Source organism: Paenarthrobacter sp. 10L420, from assembly GCF_056395385.1.
Genome location: NZ_JBFTJK010000010.1, coordinates 131524 through 149523, shown reverse-complemented (window position 1 = coordinate 149523; position 18000 = coordinate 131524). Strand labels below are relative to the sequence as shown.

General features: G+C 62.6%; 16 protein-coding genes and 1 pseudogene. 10 read left to right on the top strand and 7 right to left on the bottom strand.

Annotated elements, in window-relative coordinates:
- Positions 1–160: pseudogene (locus tag AC1DD5_RS15865) on the top strand (DUF222 domain-containing protein); the annotation flags it as partial.
- A gap of 87 nt (positions 161–247) precedes the next feature.
- Here AC1DD5_RS15865 and AC1DD5_RS15860 read toward each other — a convergent pair.
- Together AC1DD5_RS15860 and AC1DD5_RS15855 are read right to left on the bottom strand one after the other, a co-directional pair.
- Positions 248–1501, bottom strand: coding sequence for an RNA polymerase sigma factor (locus AC1DD5_RS15860; RefSeq protein ID WP_477522100.1), 1254 nt, complete (start codon positions 1499–1501; stop codon positions 248–250).
- Positions 1502–1550: 49 nt separating this feature from the next.
- Positions 1551–1970, bottom strand: coding sequence for a YciI family protein (locus AC1DD5_RS15855; protein ID WP_477522099.1), 420 nt, complete (start codon positions 1968–1970; stop codon positions 1551–1553).
- A 185-nt stretch (positions 1971–2155) separates the two neighbouring features.
- Between AC1DD5_RS15855 and AC1DD5_RS15850 the strand changes: the two genes are divergently transcribed.
- Positions 2156–3244 carry a fatty acid desaturase family protein gene (locus tag AC1DD5_RS15850; RefSeq protein WP_477522098.1) on the top strand — a complete coding sequence of 363 codons (1089 nt, stop codon included), beginning with the start codon at positions 2156–2158 and terminating at the stop codon, positions 3242–3244.
- 145 nt (positions 3245–3389) lie between these two features.
- On the opposite strand, the gene AC1DD5_RS15845 is transcribed toward AC1DD5_RS15850, so the two are convergent.
- Positions 3390–3941, bottom strand: a complete 552-nt coding sequence (locus tag AC1DD5_RS15845) for a hypothetical protein (RefSeq protein WP_477522097.1) — start codon at positions 3939–3941, stop codon at positions 3390–3392.
- A gap of 157 nt (positions 3942–4098) precedes the next feature.
- A complete protein-coding gene (locus tag AC1DD5_RS15840) occupies positions 4099–5046 on the bottom strand; it encodes a 5'-3' exonuclease (RefSeq protein ID WP_477522096.1) in 948 nt (315 codons plus the stop codon).
- 180 nt (positions 5047–5226) lie between these two features.
- On the opposite strand from AC1DD5_RS15840, the gene AC1DD5_RS15835 reads away from it, so the two are divergent.
- The 7 genes from AC1DD5_RS15835 (at position 5227) to AC1DD5_RS15805 (ending at position 15928) form a co-directional block, all read left to right on the top strand.
- Entirely contained in the window at positions 5227–7161 is a 1935-nt protein-coding gene (locus AC1DD5_RS15835; protein WP_477522095.1) for an FAD-binding monooxygenase, read from the top strand.
- A 105-nt stretch (positions 7162–7266) separates the two neighbouring features.
- On the top strand, positions 7267–8565 hold the full coding sequence (locus AC1DD5_RS15830; protein WP_477522094.1) for an SWIM zinc finger family protein: 1299 nt from the start codon (positions 7267–7269) through the stop codon (positions 8563–8565).
- Entirely contained in the window at positions 8562–10022 is a 1461-nt protein-coding gene (locus AC1DD5_RS15825; protein WP_477522093.1) for a DUF5691 domain-containing protein, read from the top strand. The genes AC1DD5_RS15830 and AC1DD5_RS15825 overlap by 4 nt, the downstream gene beginning before the upstream one ends.
- Positions 10019–11122 (top strand): ATP-binding protein, encoded by a 1104-nt coding sequence (locus tag AC1DD5_RS15820; RefSeq protein ID WP_477522092.1) that lies wholly within the window; start codon positions 10019–10021, stop codon positions 11120–11122. The genes AC1DD5_RS15825 and AC1DD5_RS15820 overlap by 4 nt, the downstream gene beginning before the upstream one ends.
- A gap of 3 nt (positions 11123–11125) precedes the next feature.
- The gene (locus AC1DD5_RS15815; RefSeq protein ID WP_477522091.1) at positions 11126–13375 is read left to right on the top strand and encodes a DUF5682 family protein; all 2250 of its coding nucleotides are present in this window, start codon (positions 11126–11128) and stop codon (positions 13373–13375) included.
- Positions 13372–14568 carry a VWA domain-containing protein gene (locus AC1DD5_RS15810; protein ID WP_477522090.1) on the top strand — a complete coding sequence of 399 codons (1197 nt, stop codon included), beginning with the start codon at positions 13372–13374 and terminating at the stop codon, positions 14566–14568. The genes AC1DD5_RS15815 and AC1DD5_RS15810 overlap by 4 nt, the downstream gene beginning before the upstream one ends.
- A gap of 103 nt (positions 14569–14671) precedes the next feature.
- Positions 14672–15928 (top strand): MFS transporter, encoded by a 1257-nt coding sequence (locus AC1DD5_RS15805; RefSeq protein ID WP_442006584.1) that lies wholly within the window; start codon positions 14672–14674, stop codon positions 15926–15928.
- Here the strand turns inward: AC1DD5_RS15805 and AC1DD5_RS15800 are convergent.
- On the bottom strand, positions 15916–16500 hold the full coding sequence (locus AC1DD5_RS15800) for a carboxymuconolactone decarboxylase family protein (protein WP_442006570.1): 585 nt from the start codon (positions 16498–16500) through the stop codon (positions 15916–15918). The two genes, AC1DD5_RS15805 and AC1DD5_RS15800, sit on opposite strands and share 13 nt — an antisense overlap.
- A gap of 160 nt (positions 16501–16660) precedes the next feature.
- On the opposite strand from AC1DD5_RS15800, the gene AC1DD5_RS15795 reads away from it, so the two are divergent.
- Positions 16661–16879 carry a hypothetical protein gene (locus tag AC1DD5_RS15795; RefSeq protein WP_477522089.1) on the top strand — a complete coding sequence of 73 codons (219 nt, stop codon included), beginning with the start codon at positions 16661–16663 and terminating at the stop codon, positions 16877–16879.
- Positions 16880–16921: 42 nt separating this feature from the next.
- On the opposite strand, the gene AC1DD5_RS15790 is transcribed toward AC1DD5_RS15795, so the two are convergent.
- Entirely contained in the window at positions 16922–17284 is a 363-nt protein-coding gene (locus tag AC1DD5_RS15790; protein ID WP_477522103.1) for a TraR/DksA family transcriptional regulator, read from the bottom strand.
- 8 nt (positions 17285–17292) lie between these two features.
- Complete coding sequence (locus tag AC1DD5_RS15785; protein WP_477522088.1) at positions 17293–17976, bottom strand: TetR/AcrR family transcriptional regulator; 684 nt, start codon at positions 17974–17976, stop codon at positions 17293–17295.
- Positions 17977–18000: the final 24 nt, after the last annotated feature.

Sequence of the window (18000 nt, the reverse complement as noted above, 5' to 3'; positions counted from 1 at the left end):
GAACGGCACCCTGCTCTGCAGCCACCACCACCACGTCATCCACAAAGAACAATGGCGGATCGACATGACCACCGGCGTGCCCTGGTTCACCCCACCACCACACATCGACCCCAAACAAACACCCCGACGCAACCACCACCACACACCCCTCAGAACATAAGAGTGCCATCGCGCTAAATTGCGCCTCACGACGACCAGACGCGGAGTGCAGCTGAGGTGTACCCATTCGCGCGGCCCGTTGTTGGCGCTACATGAGTTCCAAGTCCTCAATCTTTCGCTCAAGGGCCAATCGTTCCGCGCCGTTTGAGCACAGTTCAAGAGCCTGGTGAAAAGCCTCGTTGGCTTCTTCTTGGCGCCCAAGCCGCGACAGCAGCTCGCCCTTGACCGCCGGCAACAGATGCGATCCCTTGAGTTCACCCCGGGCCGCCAATCCGTCAACGAGGTCCAGTCCGGCGGCAGGGCCAGAGGCCATGGAGACGGCGACGGCATGGTTCAAATCAATGATTGGCGACGGCGTGAGTCGCCCAAGTGCCTCGTACAGGACCACGATTCGCTCCCAGTCTGTGTCCTCCACCGTGCGCGCCACAGCATGGCATTCGGCAATGGAAGCCTGGAGCCCGTAGGCGCCGAGCCCACGGCCGGCATCCACCGCCGTCGAAAGTGCTGCGCGTCCGCGCCGGATTGCTGACTGATCCCATCGACGTCGATCCTGGTCTTCCAGCAGTACCGGTTGGCCAGCTGCGTCGAGCCTTGCCGGGAATCGCGCGGCTGTGAGTTCCATCAGTGCCAGCAATCCGAATGCTTCGGGTTCCGGCGCCACGCGGACCAACACCCGGGCAAGTCGACGTGCTTCACTGGCCAACTCGGTGCGCATCCAGTTTTCTCCTCCGGAAGCGTAGGCCCCCTCCGTGAAGATCAGGTAGAGGACATTCAGCACCGAACCAAGCCGCTCAGGAACCTGATCGGCCTCGGGCACTGCAAACGGGATGCGGGCAGCGGCGAGAGTCTTCTTTGCCCTGGTGATGCGCGCCTGGGTGGTTGGCACCGGGACCAGGAATGCCTTGGCGATCTCATCCGTGGTCATGCCGCCCACAACGCGAAGTGTCATGGCAATCCGGGCCTCCCTGGACACCACGGGGTGGCAGGAAATGAACATCAGGGCCAGGACATCGTCATCAATGGCTTGGGGGTTGAACAGCGTATCCACACCCGCTTCTTCCTCTGTGAGATCGCGTGCCAGAAGCGCGTATTTATCGTCCAGGGCTGCCCGCCGCCGGAAAGCATCGATGGCACGACGACGACCCGCTGTGAGGAGCCATCCCACCGGCTCGGCAGGTGCGCCATTGACAGACCACGACACGAGGGCCTCTGCGAGTGCTTCCTGTGCGAGGTCCTCTGCCAGTGGAAAGTCCCCTGTGTAGCGGGCAAGGGCGCCGACGACGCGGGCGGATTCGCTGCGCCACACCGCTTCGACGGCGGCCCTTGCCTCGTTGCTGCTCACGTCTGGTGCTGCTCACTGCAGGTGCTCCCCAAAGCAGTGGCCGTCCCGTCTACAGCTGTCCGGTCCGCTCGCGCCAAGCCCGCTCCTTTTGGATCCATGCGTTGTCTTGGGGGAATTCGTCGATGCTGGTGACCCGGCGGATCTCTGTCTTGCTGCCTGCGGTCATCGGAGCACGCTTGGCCCACTCGATTGCTTCCTGCTTGGAGGCAACATCCAGGATGTAGTAACCGGCAAACAGTTCCTTCGTTTCACCGTACGGGCCATCAGTGACCACCGGGGTGTCGCCGGTGAAGTCGACCACGACGCTTTCCTTTGCATCGTCCAGTCCTTCAGCAGCCAGCAGCACTCCAGCGCGGATCAGTTCGTCATTGAATTTGCCCATCGCTTCTAGGATTTCGTTGAAGTCGATGTTCTCGAACTTGGCGAACGATTCGTCGGTTGCCCGCATGATCAGCATGTACTTGGCCATTGCACTCAATCTCCTGTGTTGTGGAAGGTCGCCCTTCGACCTTCTCATTCATGGGTCGAACAGTGCGAGGCGAAATCGACAACCTCTCAAAAGAATTTTCCGGTTCCATCCAAGGCTGCCGGGCGTATCCTGAGGAACAGTGGGTAAACGATGTGTTTTCCCGCCGGTAACTGGTTCGAGGCATCATGGCATCATCACGCTCTCCCGAAGACTTTTTTCCGGAACGCGGTGCCGCCGCCCGGATGGTTAACTCCTATGCAGCCCTCCTGAAGTCCGTCCGCAGTGCGGGCTTGCTGAAGCGCCGCCGGGGTTTCTACATCACGGTTTTCGTGATTCTGATGCTGGCGTGGGCCGGAACATGGAGTGGCTTTCTTCTCTTGAGGGACACGTGGTTCCAGCTCTTGATCGCGGCGGGCATGGGCGTTGTCCTTACTCAATTCGCGTTTCTCGCGCATGAGGCTGCCCATCGCCAGGTGTTCAAATCCCAGAGCATGAACGAATGGTCCGCACGCCTGATTGGCACGGGGTTGGTGGGAATCAGTTATGCGATGTGGGCCCAAAAGCATACCCGGCACCACAACTTCCCCAATGTCATCGATAAGGACCCGGATATCCACACAGGCGCCATCGCCTTCCATCCCGAGGCCGCCGCATCGCGTCGCGGCCCAATGGTGAGTGTCACCCGGAAACAGGGATGGTTGCTGTTCCCCCTGTTGTTCTTCCTCGGTGCGAGCCTGCATGTTGATTCGTTGAAGTACTTGTTACGCCAACGAAGGGCAGATCATCGCTGGGTGGAAATCCCTGTCCTTATGCTGCGCCTGCTTATGGTGCCGGTTTTGGTGTTCTCCTTGTTGCCGCTGGGAATGGCCTTTGCCTTCCTTGGCGTCCAATTGGGCGTCTTCGGCTTTTATATGGGCGCTGCATTCGCCCCCAATCACAAAGGCATGCCCATCCTGCCAACGTCCAGCAGGACGGATTTCCTGAATCGCCAGGTTCTTACTGCCCGGAACATTTCCGGGGGACGGTTCCTTGACGCACTTATGGGGGGACTGAACCGGCAGATCGAACACCACCTCTTCCCGGACATGCCCAGGCCTTACCTGCAGCGTGCCTCCGGAATCGTCAAGGAATGTTGCCGGGAACTGGACATCCCTTACACGGAGACCTCACTGGCAGCTTCGTACGCAATCGTCGTCAGGTACTTGAACGACGTTGGACTCTTCGCTGGCGAACCCTTTGAGTGTCCTGTCGTGGACAGGTTCAGGCCCGGATAGGGTCGCCACTGGTGACAAGGGCGTGCACGCAAAGGATCCCCCGGAGCCGTTATTGGAACTGTCCGGGGGATCCTTCGCTGCCAAGTATCGGCGTCGTGGTTTCTTCTCTGCGAGTGCAGGGCCTTTGCGGCTCGGTTAAAGCGCCTTAGCGGCCGCCGCCTCCGATAACTCCGGCTTCAACAGCCTTGGTGACTGCATCAGCTTCAGCTTGTGTGAGCTTGCCGTCCGTGACGGCCTTGTCCAGCCTGGTCTTAAGGGCAGCGGCGCGCTCCTCCTGGGCCGCAGTGCGGATTTCTTCCAGAGCCGCAGTGACTTTGGATTCATCGATGCCCAGTGCAGTGGCCAGGGACTTGGCCAAGGCCGCCTCTTCCGCCGTCCGGTCCGGCTTGGTTCCTTCTGTGCCTTCAGTTGGCGGAGTGCTGGGCTTATTCGCGTCGCGGAAGGCCTTCAATGCGTCTGTGACCTTGGCCTGGTCTACTCCCAACTTGGCGGCAAGGTCCGCTGCGAGCTGACCGCGGTCGGGGCCGTGGCCTCCGGGCCTTCCGTGACCCTGCGGGGGCATGGTGGCATCGGCTGACGACGTTGCGCTCGGCGTCGGCGTCGTGGTGGCTGAAGCAATGCTGGTGACACCCAGCCCTGCGCCCAACGCCAACGCTCCGGCTGTAATGCCCAGCGTGATTCTCTTGGTCTTTGACATGGTGCCTCTCCTCAATCCGGCGCCGCTGTAACGGCTGCTGAGCCGTCCGAACGGCCTATAACTTCCAGACAGCTTGTAACTTCCAGACGATCTGTAACATCGTCCTGTTACTACAATGAGTCGATCACCCAAGCCCGCGCTGTTGTGAAGCTGTCAATCAGCTGTGAAGGTGCGGTTGGGTGTCCAAGGCCGCAAGCAATCGCTTGACCGAACCACCCAGGTTCCAGTCCGTAGCCAAGCGCTCAAGCTCAGCGCGCGCCTCACCTGTCACGGGGCGCAGCTGGGCGCCTGCCTCCTCAAGGGTGGGAACCTTCAAGTCTCGAACCACGTTTACGACGGCGGGCGCCACCTTGAGGTACCCGGCCGCTGCGGCAAGTTTGGCGCGTACGGAACCGGACAGTCCGCCGTCGGGATCCTCTGCTGCCTCCAGCAGGCCCTCAAGGGAGCCGTGTTCCGCGAGCAAAGACGCGGCCGTTTTCTCGCCGATGCCGGCAACGCCCGGCAGTCCGTCGGAGGAATCGCCGCGCAGCGTGGCGTAGTCGGCGTACTGTTGCGGCAGCACGCGATACTTTCCAACGACGACGACGTCGGTGACCACTTCGAGGTTCCTCATGCCACGGGCGGTGTAAATGACGCGGACGTCCCGGTCATCATCGACGAGCTGGAAAAGGTCCCGGTCACCCGTGACCACGTCAGTGGGTAGCTGCGCCTGGCTGGCATACGTGCCCACAACATCGTCGGCTTCATGCTCATCGACGCCCACGACAGCAATTCCCGCAAGGTCCAGCACGTGGCGGATCAGCGGGATCTGCGCTTCGAGAGGATCGGGAACGATTTCGACGTCGGGGCCCACCGGCACGATTTCGGCCACCCTGTGCGCCTTGTAGCTGGGGATCAGCTCAACCCGCCATTTTGGGCGCCAATCATTGTCCCAGCAAGCGACCACGTGGGTCGCTTCATACTCCGTGGTGAGGCGGGCAATCATGTCCATCAGGCCACGGACGGCGTTGACGGGTGTGCCGTCGGAGCGGCGGATGGTGTCCGGAATGCCGTAGAAGGCGCGGAAATACAAGGAGGCAGTGTCCAGGAGCATGAGTCGAGGCATACCTGATCCTGACACGTCCAGTCCGGAATCACCGTGAACCTGAGCTAAACCTCGTCCGCGGGCAGGCAAAGACTTGATCCGCACTGTGAGCCGCATTACGATAATGTGAGCGATAATAGAACAAGGTGTTCAACTATAGAACACGCCAGTACTCAACCCACAAAGAAGTGAGGAAAGCCCGTGCAGTTCCACCACCACGGTTACGTATCCGGTGACCCGCGAGTCGAGCCAGCTGCCGGCGTCGGAATCAACCGCCCGGCCGAGCTTCCCGACGAAGTTGACGTTCTCATCGTGGGCACTGGCCCGGCAGGGATGCTGACCGCGGCGCAACTGGCCCAGTTCCCGGATATCACCACGCGTATTATCGAGCGCCGCCCCGGGCGCCTCGCCATTGGTCAGGCCGACGGCATCCAGGCCCGCAGCGTCGAGACCTTCCAGGCGTTCGGGTTCGCCGAACGCATCACCGCCGAGGCCTACCGCATCACCGAAATGGCGTTCTGGAAGCCGGACCCCGCTGACCATTCGCGCATCGTCAGGGCCGCCCGGGCAGTGGATGACCCCACAGGAATCAGCGAATTCCCGCACTTGATCGTGAACCAAGCACGCGTTCTGGACTACTTCGCGGAATTCATGGCTAACTCCCCCACGCGTATGAAGCCTGACTATGGCTACGAGTTCCATGGCCTGAAGGTCACCGGCGAGGGTGACTACCCGGTGGAGGTGACCCTCGGTTACACCTCCGGGGCCAACGAGGGTCAGGAGCGCACCATCCGGGCCAAGTACGTCGTCGGCGCGGATGGGGCACGCAGCAAGGTCCGCGAGTCCATCGGATGCCATCTCGCCGGCGACCAGGCCAACCATGCCTGGGGCGTCATGGACGTCCTGGCCGTCACAGACTTCCCGGATATCCGCACCAAATGCGCTATTCAGTCCGGTGCCGGCGGCAGCATCCTGCTGATCCCCCGGGAGGGCGGGCACCTTTTCCGCATGTATGTCGACCTTGGCGAGGTAAAACCCGAGGATCACGGCGCCGTGCGGAAAACGACCATCGAGCAGATCATCGGCAAGGCCAACGACATCCTCCACCCGTACACGCTTGATGTCCGGAACGTCGCCTGGCACAGCGTTTACGAGGTAGGCCACCGCCTCACGGACAGGTTCGACGACGTCCTGCCGGAGGAACGCGGCACACGCACTCCACGGGTGTTCATCACCGGCGATGCCTGCCACACCCACAGCGCAAAGGCCGGGCAGGGCATGAACGTCTCCATGCAGGACGGCTTCAACATCGGCTGGAAACTCGGACACGTCCTGGAAGGCCGCAGCCCCGAGAGCCTGCTGGACACCTACTCTGCCGAGCGCCAGGTGGTGGCGAAGAACCTGATCGACTTCGACAAGCAGTGGTCTACGCTCATGGCCAAGAAGCCCGAAGAGTTCGAAGACCCGGCAGAATTGGAGACTTTCTACACCAGTACTGCAGAGTTCCCTGCCGGTTTCATGACCCAGTACGCCCCCTCGATGCTCGTGGCCGAAGCGCAGCACCAAGAGTTGGCCACCGGCTTCCCGATTGGCAAGCGCTTCAAGTCGGCCCCGGTCCAGCGGGTCTGCGACACGAACCCGATGCACCTCGGCCACCACGCGAAAGCCGACGGACGCTGGCGCATATACGTCTTTGCCGACGCCGCCCCTGCAGGCGCCCCGGGACCCGTCGCGGACCTCGCCGAGTGGATTGCGAACTCGCCGGACTCGCCGCTGGCCGCTACGCCGTCGGACGCTGACCGCGACGCCTGGTTCGACGTGAAGGTGATCTACCAGCAGGACCACACCAACGTGGACATCAACGCCGTCCCCTCAGCGTTCAAACCTACCGTTGGACCGTTCAAGCTCACCTACCTCGAGAAGGTCTTCGGCACCGACCCCAACGCGGACATCTTCGAACTGCGCGGACTCAGCCGCGACGGTGTGGTTGTAGTGGTCCGCCCGGACCAGTACGTGGCAAACGTCCTGCCCCTGACAGCGACGGCGGAACTTGGCTCGTTCTTTGCTACCCTGCATTCCGGGCAGCGGGAAAAGTCGACCACAACAGACGCCGATCTGGTCAGCCACCAGGCGTAACAACGGAGGCGGCTGCCGGGAGCCGGACCAGGTTCCCGGCAGCAAATCGCCGCCCTGTCGCGGTCCACTCCCAAAGCGTCGTAGGTGTCAGGCAGAATAGCCCTCATGGGGCGTTGGAGCGAAGAGAGAGTCATCAGCGCCGCCCCCGACGCATCGTCTTTGGCAGCGGCAAGAAAGCTGGCACATCCCGGCCCGTGGTCGGACTCAGGGAGCAACGACGTCCTGGTTTGGGGCAAATGCCAAGGCAGCGGAAAAACGCCCTATCAAGTAAGCGTGGACATCGTCGCCCCTGCCTACCGATGCTCATGTCCCAGCCGAAAATTTCCCTGCAAACACGCCCTTGCACTGCTTCTTCTGTGGGCACGGGGTGAGGCAGCAGAGGCCTCGGCCGAGACGGCGGACTTCGCGCAGGAATGGGCAGGCCAGCGCGCAGAACGTGCCACCGCCAAGGATCGCAGGAAGTCAGGGGAGGCATCGGATCCCGAAGCGCACGCCAAGCGGCTCGCTGAGCGCCAAGCACTCATGGATGCGGGAATCGCAGACTTCGCCCGCTGGCTGACCGACTTGATCCGGACCGGGCTTGCCGCCGCCCGCAACCAGCCCTACTCCTGGTGGGACGGTGTGGCGGCCCGATTGGTCGACTCCCAGTTGCCAGGCCTAGCCGAACAAGTGCGGACCATGGCTTCGGAGGTCCATGCCAGGACTGACTGGGCAGACCATCTGTTGCTCCATGCAGGCCGCTGGTGGGCGCTGACCAAAGCCTGGGCCGCACGGGACGACTTGTCCGCCGAGGAATTTGCAGATGTCAAAGCGGCCGTCGGTTGGGCCACTGCATCAGCCGACGTCAAGGATACTGAGGCATTGCCGGGCCCATGGCTGGTACTGGGAGCCCACCGAAGCGACGACGGTCGGCTCCAACAGCAGCGGACCTGGCTCCGGGGTCCCGATGGCACGGTGGTGGTCATCCTGGATTTTGCCGGGCAAGGTCAAGGGCTCGCGACGCCTCAACTCGCTGGCGCCCTGTTGGAGGTCACAGTTGCCCGCTACCCCGGCTCCGCGCCGCAACGCGCGATGTTCACCAGTCCCGTTGAATCCCAGGGACTGGCCACCAGCCTAGGTCCTGGCTGCACCATCGCCCAGGCCCTCGAGCAGCAGTCAGCCGCTGTTGCCCGCTCACCGTGGCGCGACCGCCAGCCTGTGCTGTTGGCCCGTGTCACCGTCCTGTCTGAAGACTACGGTTGGCTCGTGGAGGAGAACGGCAATGCCATTCCCTTGATGGATGCTCCCCTCGATTCGCTGCTGGCACTCACAGGCGGCCGTCCGGTAGATATTTTCGGCGAACTCGAGGATGGCCGCCTGCGGCCGCTGACCGTCGTCGTCGGTGACGCGGTGGTGACTCCATGACGTGGCTGGACGAGTTGACATGGTTGGACGGGCTACGCACTGCCGCGCTCGTAGGAACAGGCCGGCATGCCGCGCCGTCTCCGCCGGTTGAGCTGGGCGTGCGCCCTCCTGAGGGCTTGTCCCGTGAGGAAGAGGTGTTGGACCAGGCTGCCATGGCGGATGTCGTCATCCGCGCGTCCCGCATGCCCGCCCAGGCGCCCGCCGCTACTCTGCCGATGCCGGCGCCGCCTGATACGGAGCCCCAGGCCGTCGGAGAAGCTGCCCGGCTGCTGGAACTCCTGCTCACCCAACCGCCCGTCGGACTGGAGTTGAGGAACCAACTGGTAGTGGACTGGCTGCGGCTGGCAGAAGAATCACGACGCCGGGTCCCGCACCGCCTGCTTCCGGCGCTGTTCGCGTTGGCCGAAACCAAAGCAGCTGTCTTTAGGCGTTTGGAGCCAGCCATCGGAACCCGCGGCCGCTGGCTTCAAAGTCTCTCAAAAGCATCGGTTCCGAAGCCGGCCGATGAATCGTCAGAGCCCGGAAGCGACCTCGCCGTGGCCGAACTCGAACGTCTCCGAACCAGTGATCCTGCAGCTGCGCGCGAAAGGCTGGCGACCCACTGGAATGCCCTCAGTGCCCGGGAACGCGCAAATCACCTGGCTCTGTTGACCACGAACCTGGGCAGTGACGACGAAGAGCTGTTGGAACGGGCCTTGGACGACAAAGCGAAGAGTGTGCGCGAGGTAGCAACCGGATTGTTGGACCGACTCCCTGGCACTCTCCGTGCCGGGCGCATGGCTGCCCGGCTGCTTCCCCTGCTGCACCTGAAAGGGCTGTTGAACAAGCGGATCGATATCGACCTTCCGCCAGACCCGGATGAGCAAGCTTTACGTGACGGCATCCCGTCCAACCAACGCAGTGGTGAACCTGACAGACTGGCGCGATTGGACACCATCATCAGGGGTGCACCGCTGGAGGTGTGGACGTCCGTGTCCGGCCGCAGCCCGGCCGCAACTGTGGGACTCCTGGAACCAGAGCCCCGCGTCCTGGAGGGCCTGATCACAGCTGCGGTGAGCCGGAAAGACCTTGAGTGGATCCGCGCGCTGCTGACCGTCCGGACCGACGTGCGGCTGCTGGGTTGCCTGTCCCCCGGCGAGCGTGAGCAGTGGCTTGAACGGTACATCCGCCATGGCATTGACCAGCCCCTGACCCTGGTTCCGCGGTTGCGGGATCTGCCCCAGCCGTGGGGGTTTGGCTTGGCTGATGCGCTGCTCGGGCTGATTGCCGGCAAGAACGGTGGCCAATTGGCAGCCAAGCTGGCGCAGGTGCTGCCAGCCGCGCTGCCGCCGGAGGCCGCCGAGCAGTGCCGACGTCTTCTGGAGCGTTCAGACGAGGACGCTGCCCGGCGTCGGGTGCTGCGCGACGCTGTTCAATACCAAGCATTCCGACAATCCCTCACGGAGGCCTTCCAATGACAGATGCCCCAAACGGAACCGATGTTCTCCGGGCCCACGCCGAAAATGCGTACGCCGATGAGCTCAGCGTGCTGGCGGCGGTTGACGACCGGCCCCGGCCACCGAGCTGGAGGCTCTCTCCATGGGCGGTCACGACGTACATCCTGGGCGGCACCCTACCCAATGGTGCTGAGATCACGCCGAAATACCTGGGCTCGGAGCGTTTGGTGGAAATCGCAGTGGCTTCCCTTGCTACAGATCGTGCCCTGCTGCTGTTGGGTGTGCCTGGAACTGCGAAGACGTGGCTTGGCGAGCACTTGGCCGCGGCTATTTCGGGCGCCTCCACGCTGGTGGTTCAGGGCACGGCGGGAACACCCGAAGAAGCATTGCGGTATGGGTGGAATTATGCTCGGCTACTTGCCGAAGGTCCCTCGCGGGCAGCCATGGTTCCGGGACCTGTGATGCGTGCAATGGAGGCCGGCAGCCTGGTGCGGGTGGAGGAACTAACGCGCATCCCTTCCGATGTCCAGGATTCCCTCATCACCATCCTCAGCGAGAAAACCCTGCCCATCCCGGAACTCAACGAAGAAGTGCAGGCCCGTAAGGGGTTCAACGTGATCGCCACTGCGAACAACCGCGACAAAGGCGTCAACGAGCTCTCCTCGGCACTCCGCCGGCGGTTCAATACAGTTGTCCTGCCGCTTCCGGACACCATCGATCAGGAGGTGGAGATCGTGACAACCCGCGTACGTAGCTTGGGCGAGGCACTGGAGCTTCCGGCTGACTTGGCGGCCCTCTCCGAAATCCGCAGGGTGGTCACCGTCATGCGCGAATTGCGTTCCGGGGTCACGCAGGATCAGCGCACCACCATAAAATCCCCGTCAGCCACTCTTTCCACAGCCGAGGCCATTTCCGTGATGACCAATGGGCTGTCCCTCGCAGCCCACTTCGGCGACGGAACGGTCCGGGCTGACGACGTCGCGGCGAGCTTGGTGGGCGCAGTGATCAAGGACCCCGTGCAGGACAGGGTCATTTGGCAGGAGTATCTGGAAACCGTTGTTCGGAACCGACCCGAGTGGAAGGACCTCTACCGGGCTTGTCGTGATCTCGAGACGAACTAGTCGATGACTGACGTCCACATTCTGGGGATCCGGCACCACGGACCCGGCTCGGCGCACTCGGTGGCCGAGGCTTTGGCTACCCTGCCCCCCGATCTGGTGCTCGTAGAGGGCCCGCCTGAGCTCGATCAGGTCATTGCGCTCATCACCGATCCAGGCATGGTTCCTCCGGTCGCAGGGCTGATCTACGCAGTGGACGAGCCGCGTCTGGCTTCTTTTTATCCCATGGCCAGCTTCTCACCTGAATGGGTAGCCATCCGCTGGGCGCTGTCCACGGGGACCCCGGTGCAGGCCATCGATCTGCCAGCGGCACACACGTTCGGACTCAAGGTCGCCGCAGAAGCTGCTGAGTCGATTTCCACGCCGGATCAGCCATACCGCCCGGACGCAATCGGCATCCTGGCAGAAGCTGCCGGGTACAGCGACGCCGAGCGCTGGTGGGAGGACGCCGTGGAGCACCGCAACTCAAGCCCCGTGGAGCGTTTCGAGGCCTTGATCGATGCCATTACCGAAATCCGGGCACTGGACGACCGATCCCCCGATCATCCGGACGTCGTGGAGAACCACCGCCGGGAGGCGGCAATGCGGCGCATCCTGAGGGCAGCCATTCGTGAAGGACATAAGAGTATCGCTGTGGTCTGCGGTGCGTACCATGCACCAGCACTGGTGCCCGCCGGCTTTCCCTCCGCCTCCGCAGACAACAAAGTGCTCGCTGGCTTGCCCAAGGCCAAGGTCGCCGTGACATGGGTCCCGTGGACCTCGGACAGGCTCAGCCTACGGAGCGGATACGGGGCAGGTGTTACCGCGCCCGGCTGGTATCAGCATCTGTTCGCGCACTGGATGGCCCAGGATCCAAGCGTGGATGTGTCTACGACGTGGCTTGTTCGTGTAGCCCGGGCTTTGCGCAAGGAAAACCTGGACGCCTCGACGGCCTCCGTGGTGGAGGCGAGCCGAATGGCAAAGACCCTCGCTGCCCTCCGTGGGAGGCCAAGCCCCGGTTTGCCTGAATTGGATGACGCCGCCCAGTCCGTGCTTTGCGATGGCTCTCCCCTGCCATTGGCTTTGGTACACCGCGAGCTGACTGTTGGTCGGGACTTCGGCAGCGTGCCGGACTCCGTACCTACGCTCCCGCTGGCTGCTGACCTCGCCGCGGCACAACGCAAACTGAGGATGAAAGCCAGCGCCGTTGAAGAGGTCATGGTCCTGGACCTCCGCAAACCCAACCAACTGGCGCGGTCCGTGCTGCTCCATCGCCTGGCACTGCTGGGAGTGGACTGGGGCGTGCCCACTGACACCGGCCGCACCACGGGCACCTTCAAGGAAGCGTGGACCCTTCTCTGGAGGCCTGAACTCGCCTTGTCCTTGGTGGAAGCCAGCCGCTACGGCACAACAGTTGCCTCCGCCGCGTCGGCGTTTGTGACCGAAGAAGCCCAGGCCGCCGATAGCCTCCCTGTTCTGTCCGAACTGCTGGCAAACTGCCTGCTCGCGGACCTCCCGGACGGTATTGCCGGCGTCGTCTCCGCTCTTGCTGAACGAACAGCGCTCCAGCAGGACGTTCCCCCGCTCCTGGAAACCATTGCGCCTCTTGCCCGCACATGCCGGTACGGAAACGTGCGCGGGGTGGACGTGAGCAATGTCCGAAAGATCCTGGAAGCCACTGTCGTGCGCGCCTGCGTTGGCCTGCCCACAGCATGTGCAGCTTTGGACGACGACGCTGCCACCGTCATGCGCGGGGCGATCGACTCCGCCCAGGACGGGCTGTCCCTGCTCCCGGACTTGCCCTTGGACGACTGGCATTCAGCGCTCGCCGCGGTGGCACATTCGGACCGCATCCACGGCTCTGTGGCAGGTCGCGCTCTACGGCTCCTGCTGGAGGCCGGCCTGGTGGACGCCGACGACGTTGCTGCCAATCTGAGCCGCCGCTTGTCTGTCGCGGCCCCGGCACCCGAGGCTGCGGCCTGGTTGGATGGGCTGCTGTCCGGCGACGCCACACTGCTGATCCATGATCGCCGCCTCCTTCAGATTGTGGATGAGTGGGTGGATGGCGTGCAGGATGAGGTTTTCGAGGACGTGCTGCCGCTCCTGCGCAGGACATTCTCGGCCTTCAGCCGCCCTGAGCGGCGCGAGATCGGTGAGCAGCTGAGCCGTTCCGGCGCCTCGCGGGACACCACAGCAGGTACAAGCGTTGACTTGGCTGCCGCAGGGCCTGCCGTCAGGACGATGGCCAGAATTTTGGGCTGGGAGGAGATCACATGACAGATGGCAACTTTGAGGAGGATCGGGGGCGCGACCGGCTGGACCGCTGGCGGTTAGTGCTGGGCGGCAACGAGGCAGACGGCATCTCAAAAGCCGACGGCGAGCGCGTCCAGCTCTCGGCCGATGATGCCCGGCGTGACCAAGCTCTTGAAGAGCTATATGGCGAGGGTTCCAGTCGCCGAGGCGGGCTCGGGGCCTCGAGTCCACGCGTGGCTCGGTGGCTCGGAGATATCCGCGGATATTTCCCCTCTACCGTGGTCCAGGTGATGCAGGCTGACGCAATGGACCGTCTGGGGCTGCGGCAATTGCTCCTTGAACCCGAGATGTTGCGAACGGTCCAAGCGGATATCGCCTTGGTAAGCACGCTTGTTGGCTTGGGCAGGGTTATCCCCGAGCAGTCGCGCGAGACAGCAAGGTCTGTGGTTCGCCAGGTGACCAAGGAGCTTGAAGACCGCCTGCGCGCCAAGACCGTTCAGGCTGTCTCCGGGGCGTTGAACCGGTCCGCCCGGACCAGGCGTCCACGGCACAGGGATATTGACTGGAACAGGACCATTGCGTCCAACCTCAAGCATTACCAGCCCGAATACCGGACGGTTGTGCCCGAACAACTCCATGGCCATGCCCGGCGCAGCACGGAGATCCAGCGCGAGATCATCCTGTGCATCGATCAGTCAGGATCCATGGCGGAATCCGTGGTGTACTCCAGCGTCTTCGGTGCGGTGCTCAGTTCACTGCGTTCCGTGAGCACCCGTCTGGTGGTCTTCGATACTGAAGTCGTTGATCTGACCGAGGACCTGGATGATCCCGTGGACGTGTTGTTTGGGGTGCAGCTCGGTGGTGGTACCGACATCAACCGCGCCCTGGCCTATTGCCAGGATCAGATCACCAAGCCGACCGAGACCATCCTGGTGCTGATCAGTGACCTTTACGAAGGTGGGATAGCCGAGGAGATGCTGCGCCGTGCCGCTTCGATTGTTGGCGCGGGAACTACCATGATCGCCCTGCTGGCCTTGAGTGACAGTGGTCATCCTTCCTTTGACTCCAGCCACGCCGCAGCGCTCGCCGGGATTGGTGTCCCGGCTTTTGCCTGCACGCCGGACCTGTTTCCGGAGATGATGGCGGCGGCCATTGAGCGCCGGGACGTCAGCGAGTGGGCAGCGTCCCAGGGCATCCCAACCACATGCGGGACGTAGCAAACTCTGATGTAGCAAACTGTGCCCACGGGCTCTGGCGGACGCAGGGCAACGGGACGAGAATGGGCTTGTGGTCACCCCTCCCAGCGCTGGCGGCGACACCATGAACGACGCCGCCAGAAAGATTCAACGTGTCTATCTCACGCTGACGCTGGGCAACACGGTGGCTGCTTCCTTCATCTGGGGTATCAACACGCTTTTCCTCCTTGACGCGGGCTTGAGCAACCTTGAAGCCTTCGCGGCCAACGCTTTCTTCACAGCCGGAATGGTCCTTTTCGAGATACCCACAGGCGTTGTCGCTGATGGCTGGGGCCGCCGCACGTCTTTCCTGCTTGGAACGATCACGTTGGCGGCGTCTACGTACTTGTACTACGTGCTCTGGCAGATTTCCGCACCGTTTTGGATGTGGGCGGTGGTGTCAGTGCTCCTTGGCCTCGGCTTCACGTTCTTCTCCGGAGCTGTGGAAGCCTGGCTGGTGGATGCCTTGCGCTTCTCCGGCTATGAAGGTGGCCTTGAAACCGTTCTGGGCCGCGGCCAGATGGTGCAGGGTGTGGCGATGCTGCTGGGCTCGGTGGCAGGTGGCGTGATCGCCCAAGTCACCAACCTTGGCGTCCCGTTCCTCATTCGGGTTTTCGTTCTGGTTGCCATGTTCGCCGTAGCGTTTGGGTTAATGCACGACGTCGGGTTCTCACCTGAGCGGTCCACTCACCCCCTCCGGGCCACCCGCGCAGTACTTTCTGCCTCGATCGAGAACGGCTTGAAAAACCCGCCCGTCCGGTACGTCATGCTGGCCGCTCCCTTTAGTGCCGGCGTCGGGATTTATGTCTTCTACGCCCTGCAACCATTCCTCCTTGACCTGTATGGCGACCCGCGGGCCTATTCCATTGCTGGTCTAGCCGCCGCAATTGTGGCGGGCTCGCAAATCCTGGGCGGCTGGCTTGCGCCCCATGCCCGGCGTTTGTTCCATAAACGAACCTCTGTGCTGATCCTTGGCGGTCTGGCTGGATTCGTGATCTTGGTCGTCCTCGGCTTCACCCGGATCTTTTGGTTGGCACTGGTGCTGCTGGCACTCTGGGCCGTGGTGGGGTCCGCAGCAACTCCAGTCCGGCAGGCGTACGTCAATGACATGATCCCCTCGAAGCAGCGGGCCACGGTCCTGAGCTTCGATTCGCTCATGGGATCCAGCGGCGGAGTGGTGGTTCAGCCACTCCTTGGCCGTGGCGCCGACCTCTACGGCTACCCGGCCTCGTTGGCCATGGCGGGCATCATCGAGCTCATTTCGGTGCCATTCCTGCTGGCGAGCCGGAGGCAAGGGGCATCCGCAGACCGTGCCAACACCGAAGCCGTTCAGTCACCTTGAGCCGGCAGCGGCGTCAACAAGGCGTCCTGAAGCTCGGCGGTCACGCCCGGAGGTACATCGAGGTCCACGGCCAGGGCAAGAAGTGCGCGGCTGAAGTAGTTCCTGGCAGTGGCAGCGAGAGTGATGTCAGCAATTTCCCTGTCGCTGAAGCCCACATCGCGAAGGTGCTGCGTGTCGTCGTCGTTCATTGCAGCCGCATCGGTGCTGAGCCTGACCGCGTAGTCCATCATCGCGACTTCCTCCGGGGGCAGCCCGGCATCCCTGTAGTCCCGGGCGACAGCGAGTAGTTGCTCCTCATCAATGATGGCCAACGTCTTCTTCCCATGGGCCAACCGGCAGTGGGAGGAACCGATAGCCTGGGCGGCGGCGAGTGTCACAAGTTCGTATCGTCGCAAACCCAGCGATGAGACGATTGCCTTAACCAGCGCCTGCCATGCCTTGTACGCCTCCGGGTTTATGCTCATGGCCTTCGTGTGGCTCGGAACATAGCCCATCGACTGCAGATCGGCTTGGTAGATTTCGGCGGTGAGGCCTGTGGCCTCGGACTCGGATGGCACCTTGAGTATGGACATGGGCGCTATTGTGGCCCCCGGTCAACGGAATGTAAATGAGGCGGAAAGTCCCTCGGAATGACAGAGTGGGACTTCACCGTGAATTGTGGTGGAACCCAGATACTGAAAGCGTGGACAAGTAATGATCTCCCTCCGGCAGGATTCCCAAGGCTTCATCCGAATGAGCCGGCATTTTCCCGCCAGCGCCTCCGTATCCGTCACGTTTGCCGACGGCACCCAGAAGATGTTCCCGGGCAAGCGGCTGAACGAAATCTTCGACGACGCCTTGGCCGCGTTCCGGGCAGGAAATAACCTCGACTCCAAGGGCTTTGACCGGGGACCAAAAAAGAAGGTCCAGCAGGGTATCGAGTTCGTGCCCATCAGCCCTGACATGGCGTGAATTGCGCTGGGGCGGGTTTCATATCTGCCCGGGTTTTACTGTTTACCTGAGTTTACTTTTACCTGAGGCGTGACTGACGCAAAAGGGCGTCCATGGCCTGGCTTCGAGCCGCCCTTCGGGAATGGCGACGCCACAAATCGCGCATATACCGTACGTTCCATCCGAAATCCGCTGCAATGCGGCCTCAATCTGCTCCAGGCCGATACGGCTCTGGTCCAGCAGCGCCGAGGCCTGTGAGAGCTCGAAGGCGATGGTTGTGCCTTCAGGATCATGCTCGTCGTCGACGTTCGAGTCCTGGCGGGCAAGGCTGACTCCCGTGATGTCGCTGCGCAGCGCCTTCAGCAGCGCAAGCTTCCGGGCGCGCTCCTCCTCCAAGAGAACCCGGAACCGTTCGCCGTCGTGCATTTGCCCGGTCATGCCTGCCTCAATTCGCCATCAGGGTGTCGGCCGGTGCCGGCGGAGATGCCTGCCAGCATCTGCCCAAGCACCGTTGCGTAGTGTTCTTCGCTGCCGTAGCGGCTCATTGGATCGGCCACTGCAGTAGTAAGCGGGAAGGCCTGTGCCAGATCCGGATCCTGAAGGTCCCCTTCCAGCGACTCCCCTGCCCCGCGGGTCCGTGCAAGCACAAATGATGCCCAGCCATAGTTCAGGGCAATAATGCCACTGAATGTCGCAACTGCGGCGTCGCCTGTGATCCCACCCCGAGCCAGAATCCGCAACGCCCATTCCCCGATCGGCAACGCGTTGGGTCCAGGCAGTGGATGGGCGAAGAGGGACGCGACTGCCCATGGGTGAGTATTCAGCATGTCCCGGTGGTTCCGTGCGAACAGCCCCAGGTCCGTGATCCAACTTGTGCTTTCCGAGGGTGGATCCATGCGTCCCAGAACACGGTTCAGCAACGCGTCGACGAGTTCGTCTTTGGTGCTGAAATAGCGGTAGAGCGCCATGGGGGAAGATTCCAACTCCGCGGCTACGGCACGGATGGTGAGCGACTCGATCCCATCGGCGGCTACGCCTTCGGCGACATCAAGGATCTCTTCCACAGTGAGGGAGTTGCGGCGACGTCGGCTGCGGCGAGCCGCTACGGTTCCAGACATGGGTTGAACTTTCTGTTGGTTCCT

What these genes read in the sequence shown, in the direction of transcription:
- AC1DD5_RS15790 (WP_477522103.1), bottom strand. Translation starts at nt 17,284, where the DNA reads ATGCACGACGGCGAACGGTTCCGGGTTCTCTTGGAGGAGGAGCGCGCC.
- AC1DD5_RS15800 (WP_442006570.1), bottom strand. Translation starts at nt 16,500, where the DNA reads ATGTCCATACTCAAGGTGCCATCCGAGTCCGAGGCCACAGGCCTCACC.
- AC1DD5_RS15825 (WP_477522093.1), top strand. Translation starts at nt 8,562, where the DNA reads ATGACGTGGCTGGACGAGTTGACATGGTTGGACGGGCTACGCACTGCC.
- AC1DD5_RS15795 (WP_477522089.1), top strand. Translation starts at nt 16,661, where the DNA reads ATGAGCCGGCATTTTCCCGCCAGCGCCTCCGTATCCGTCACGTTTGCC.
- AC1DD5_RS15785 (WP_477522088.1), bottom strand. Translation starts at nt 17,976, where the DNA reads ATGTCTGGAACCGTAGCGGCTCGCCGCAGCCGACGTCGCCGCAACTCC.
- AC1DD5_RS15830 (WP_477522094.1), top strand. Translation starts at nt 7,267, where the DNA reads ATGGGGCGTTGGAGCGAAGAGAGAGTCATCAGCGCCGCCCCCGACGCA.
- AC1DD5_RS15805 (WP_442006584.1), top strand. Translation starts at nt 14,672, where the DNA reads ATGAACGACGCCGCCAGAAAGATTCAACGTGTCTATCTCACGCTGACG.
- AC1DD5_RS15855 (WP_477522099.1), bottom strand. Translation starts at nt 1,970, where the DNA reads ATGGCCAAGTACATGCTGATCATGCGGGCAACCGACGAATCGTTCGCC.
- AC1DD5_RS15840 (WP_477522096.1), bottom strand. Translation starts at nt 5,046, where the DNA reads ATGCCTCGACTCATGCTCCTGGACACTGCCTCCTTGTATTTCCGCGCC.
- AC1DD5_RS15850 (WP_477522098.1), top strand. Translation starts at nt 2,156, where the DNA reads ATGGCATCATCACGCTCTCCCGAAGACTTTTTTCCGGAACGCGGTGCC.
- AC1DD5_RS15810 (WP_477522090.1), top strand. Translation starts at nt 13,372, where the DNA reads ATGACAGATGGCAACTTTGAGGAGGATCGGGGGCGCGACCGGCTGGAC.
- AC1DD5_RS15845 (WP_477522097.1), bottom strand. Translation starts at nt 3,941, where the DNA reads ATGTCAAAGACCAAGAGAATCACGCTGGGCATTACAGCCGGAGCGTTG.
- AC1DD5_RS15815 (WP_477522091.1), top strand. Translation starts at nt 11,126, where the DNA reads ATGACTGACGTCCACATTCTGGGGATCCGGCACCACGGACCCGGCTCG.
- AC1DD5_RS15820 (WP_477522092.1), top strand. Translation starts at nt 10,019, where the DNA reads ATGACAGATGCCCCAAACGGAACCGATGTTCTCCGGGCCCACGCCGAA.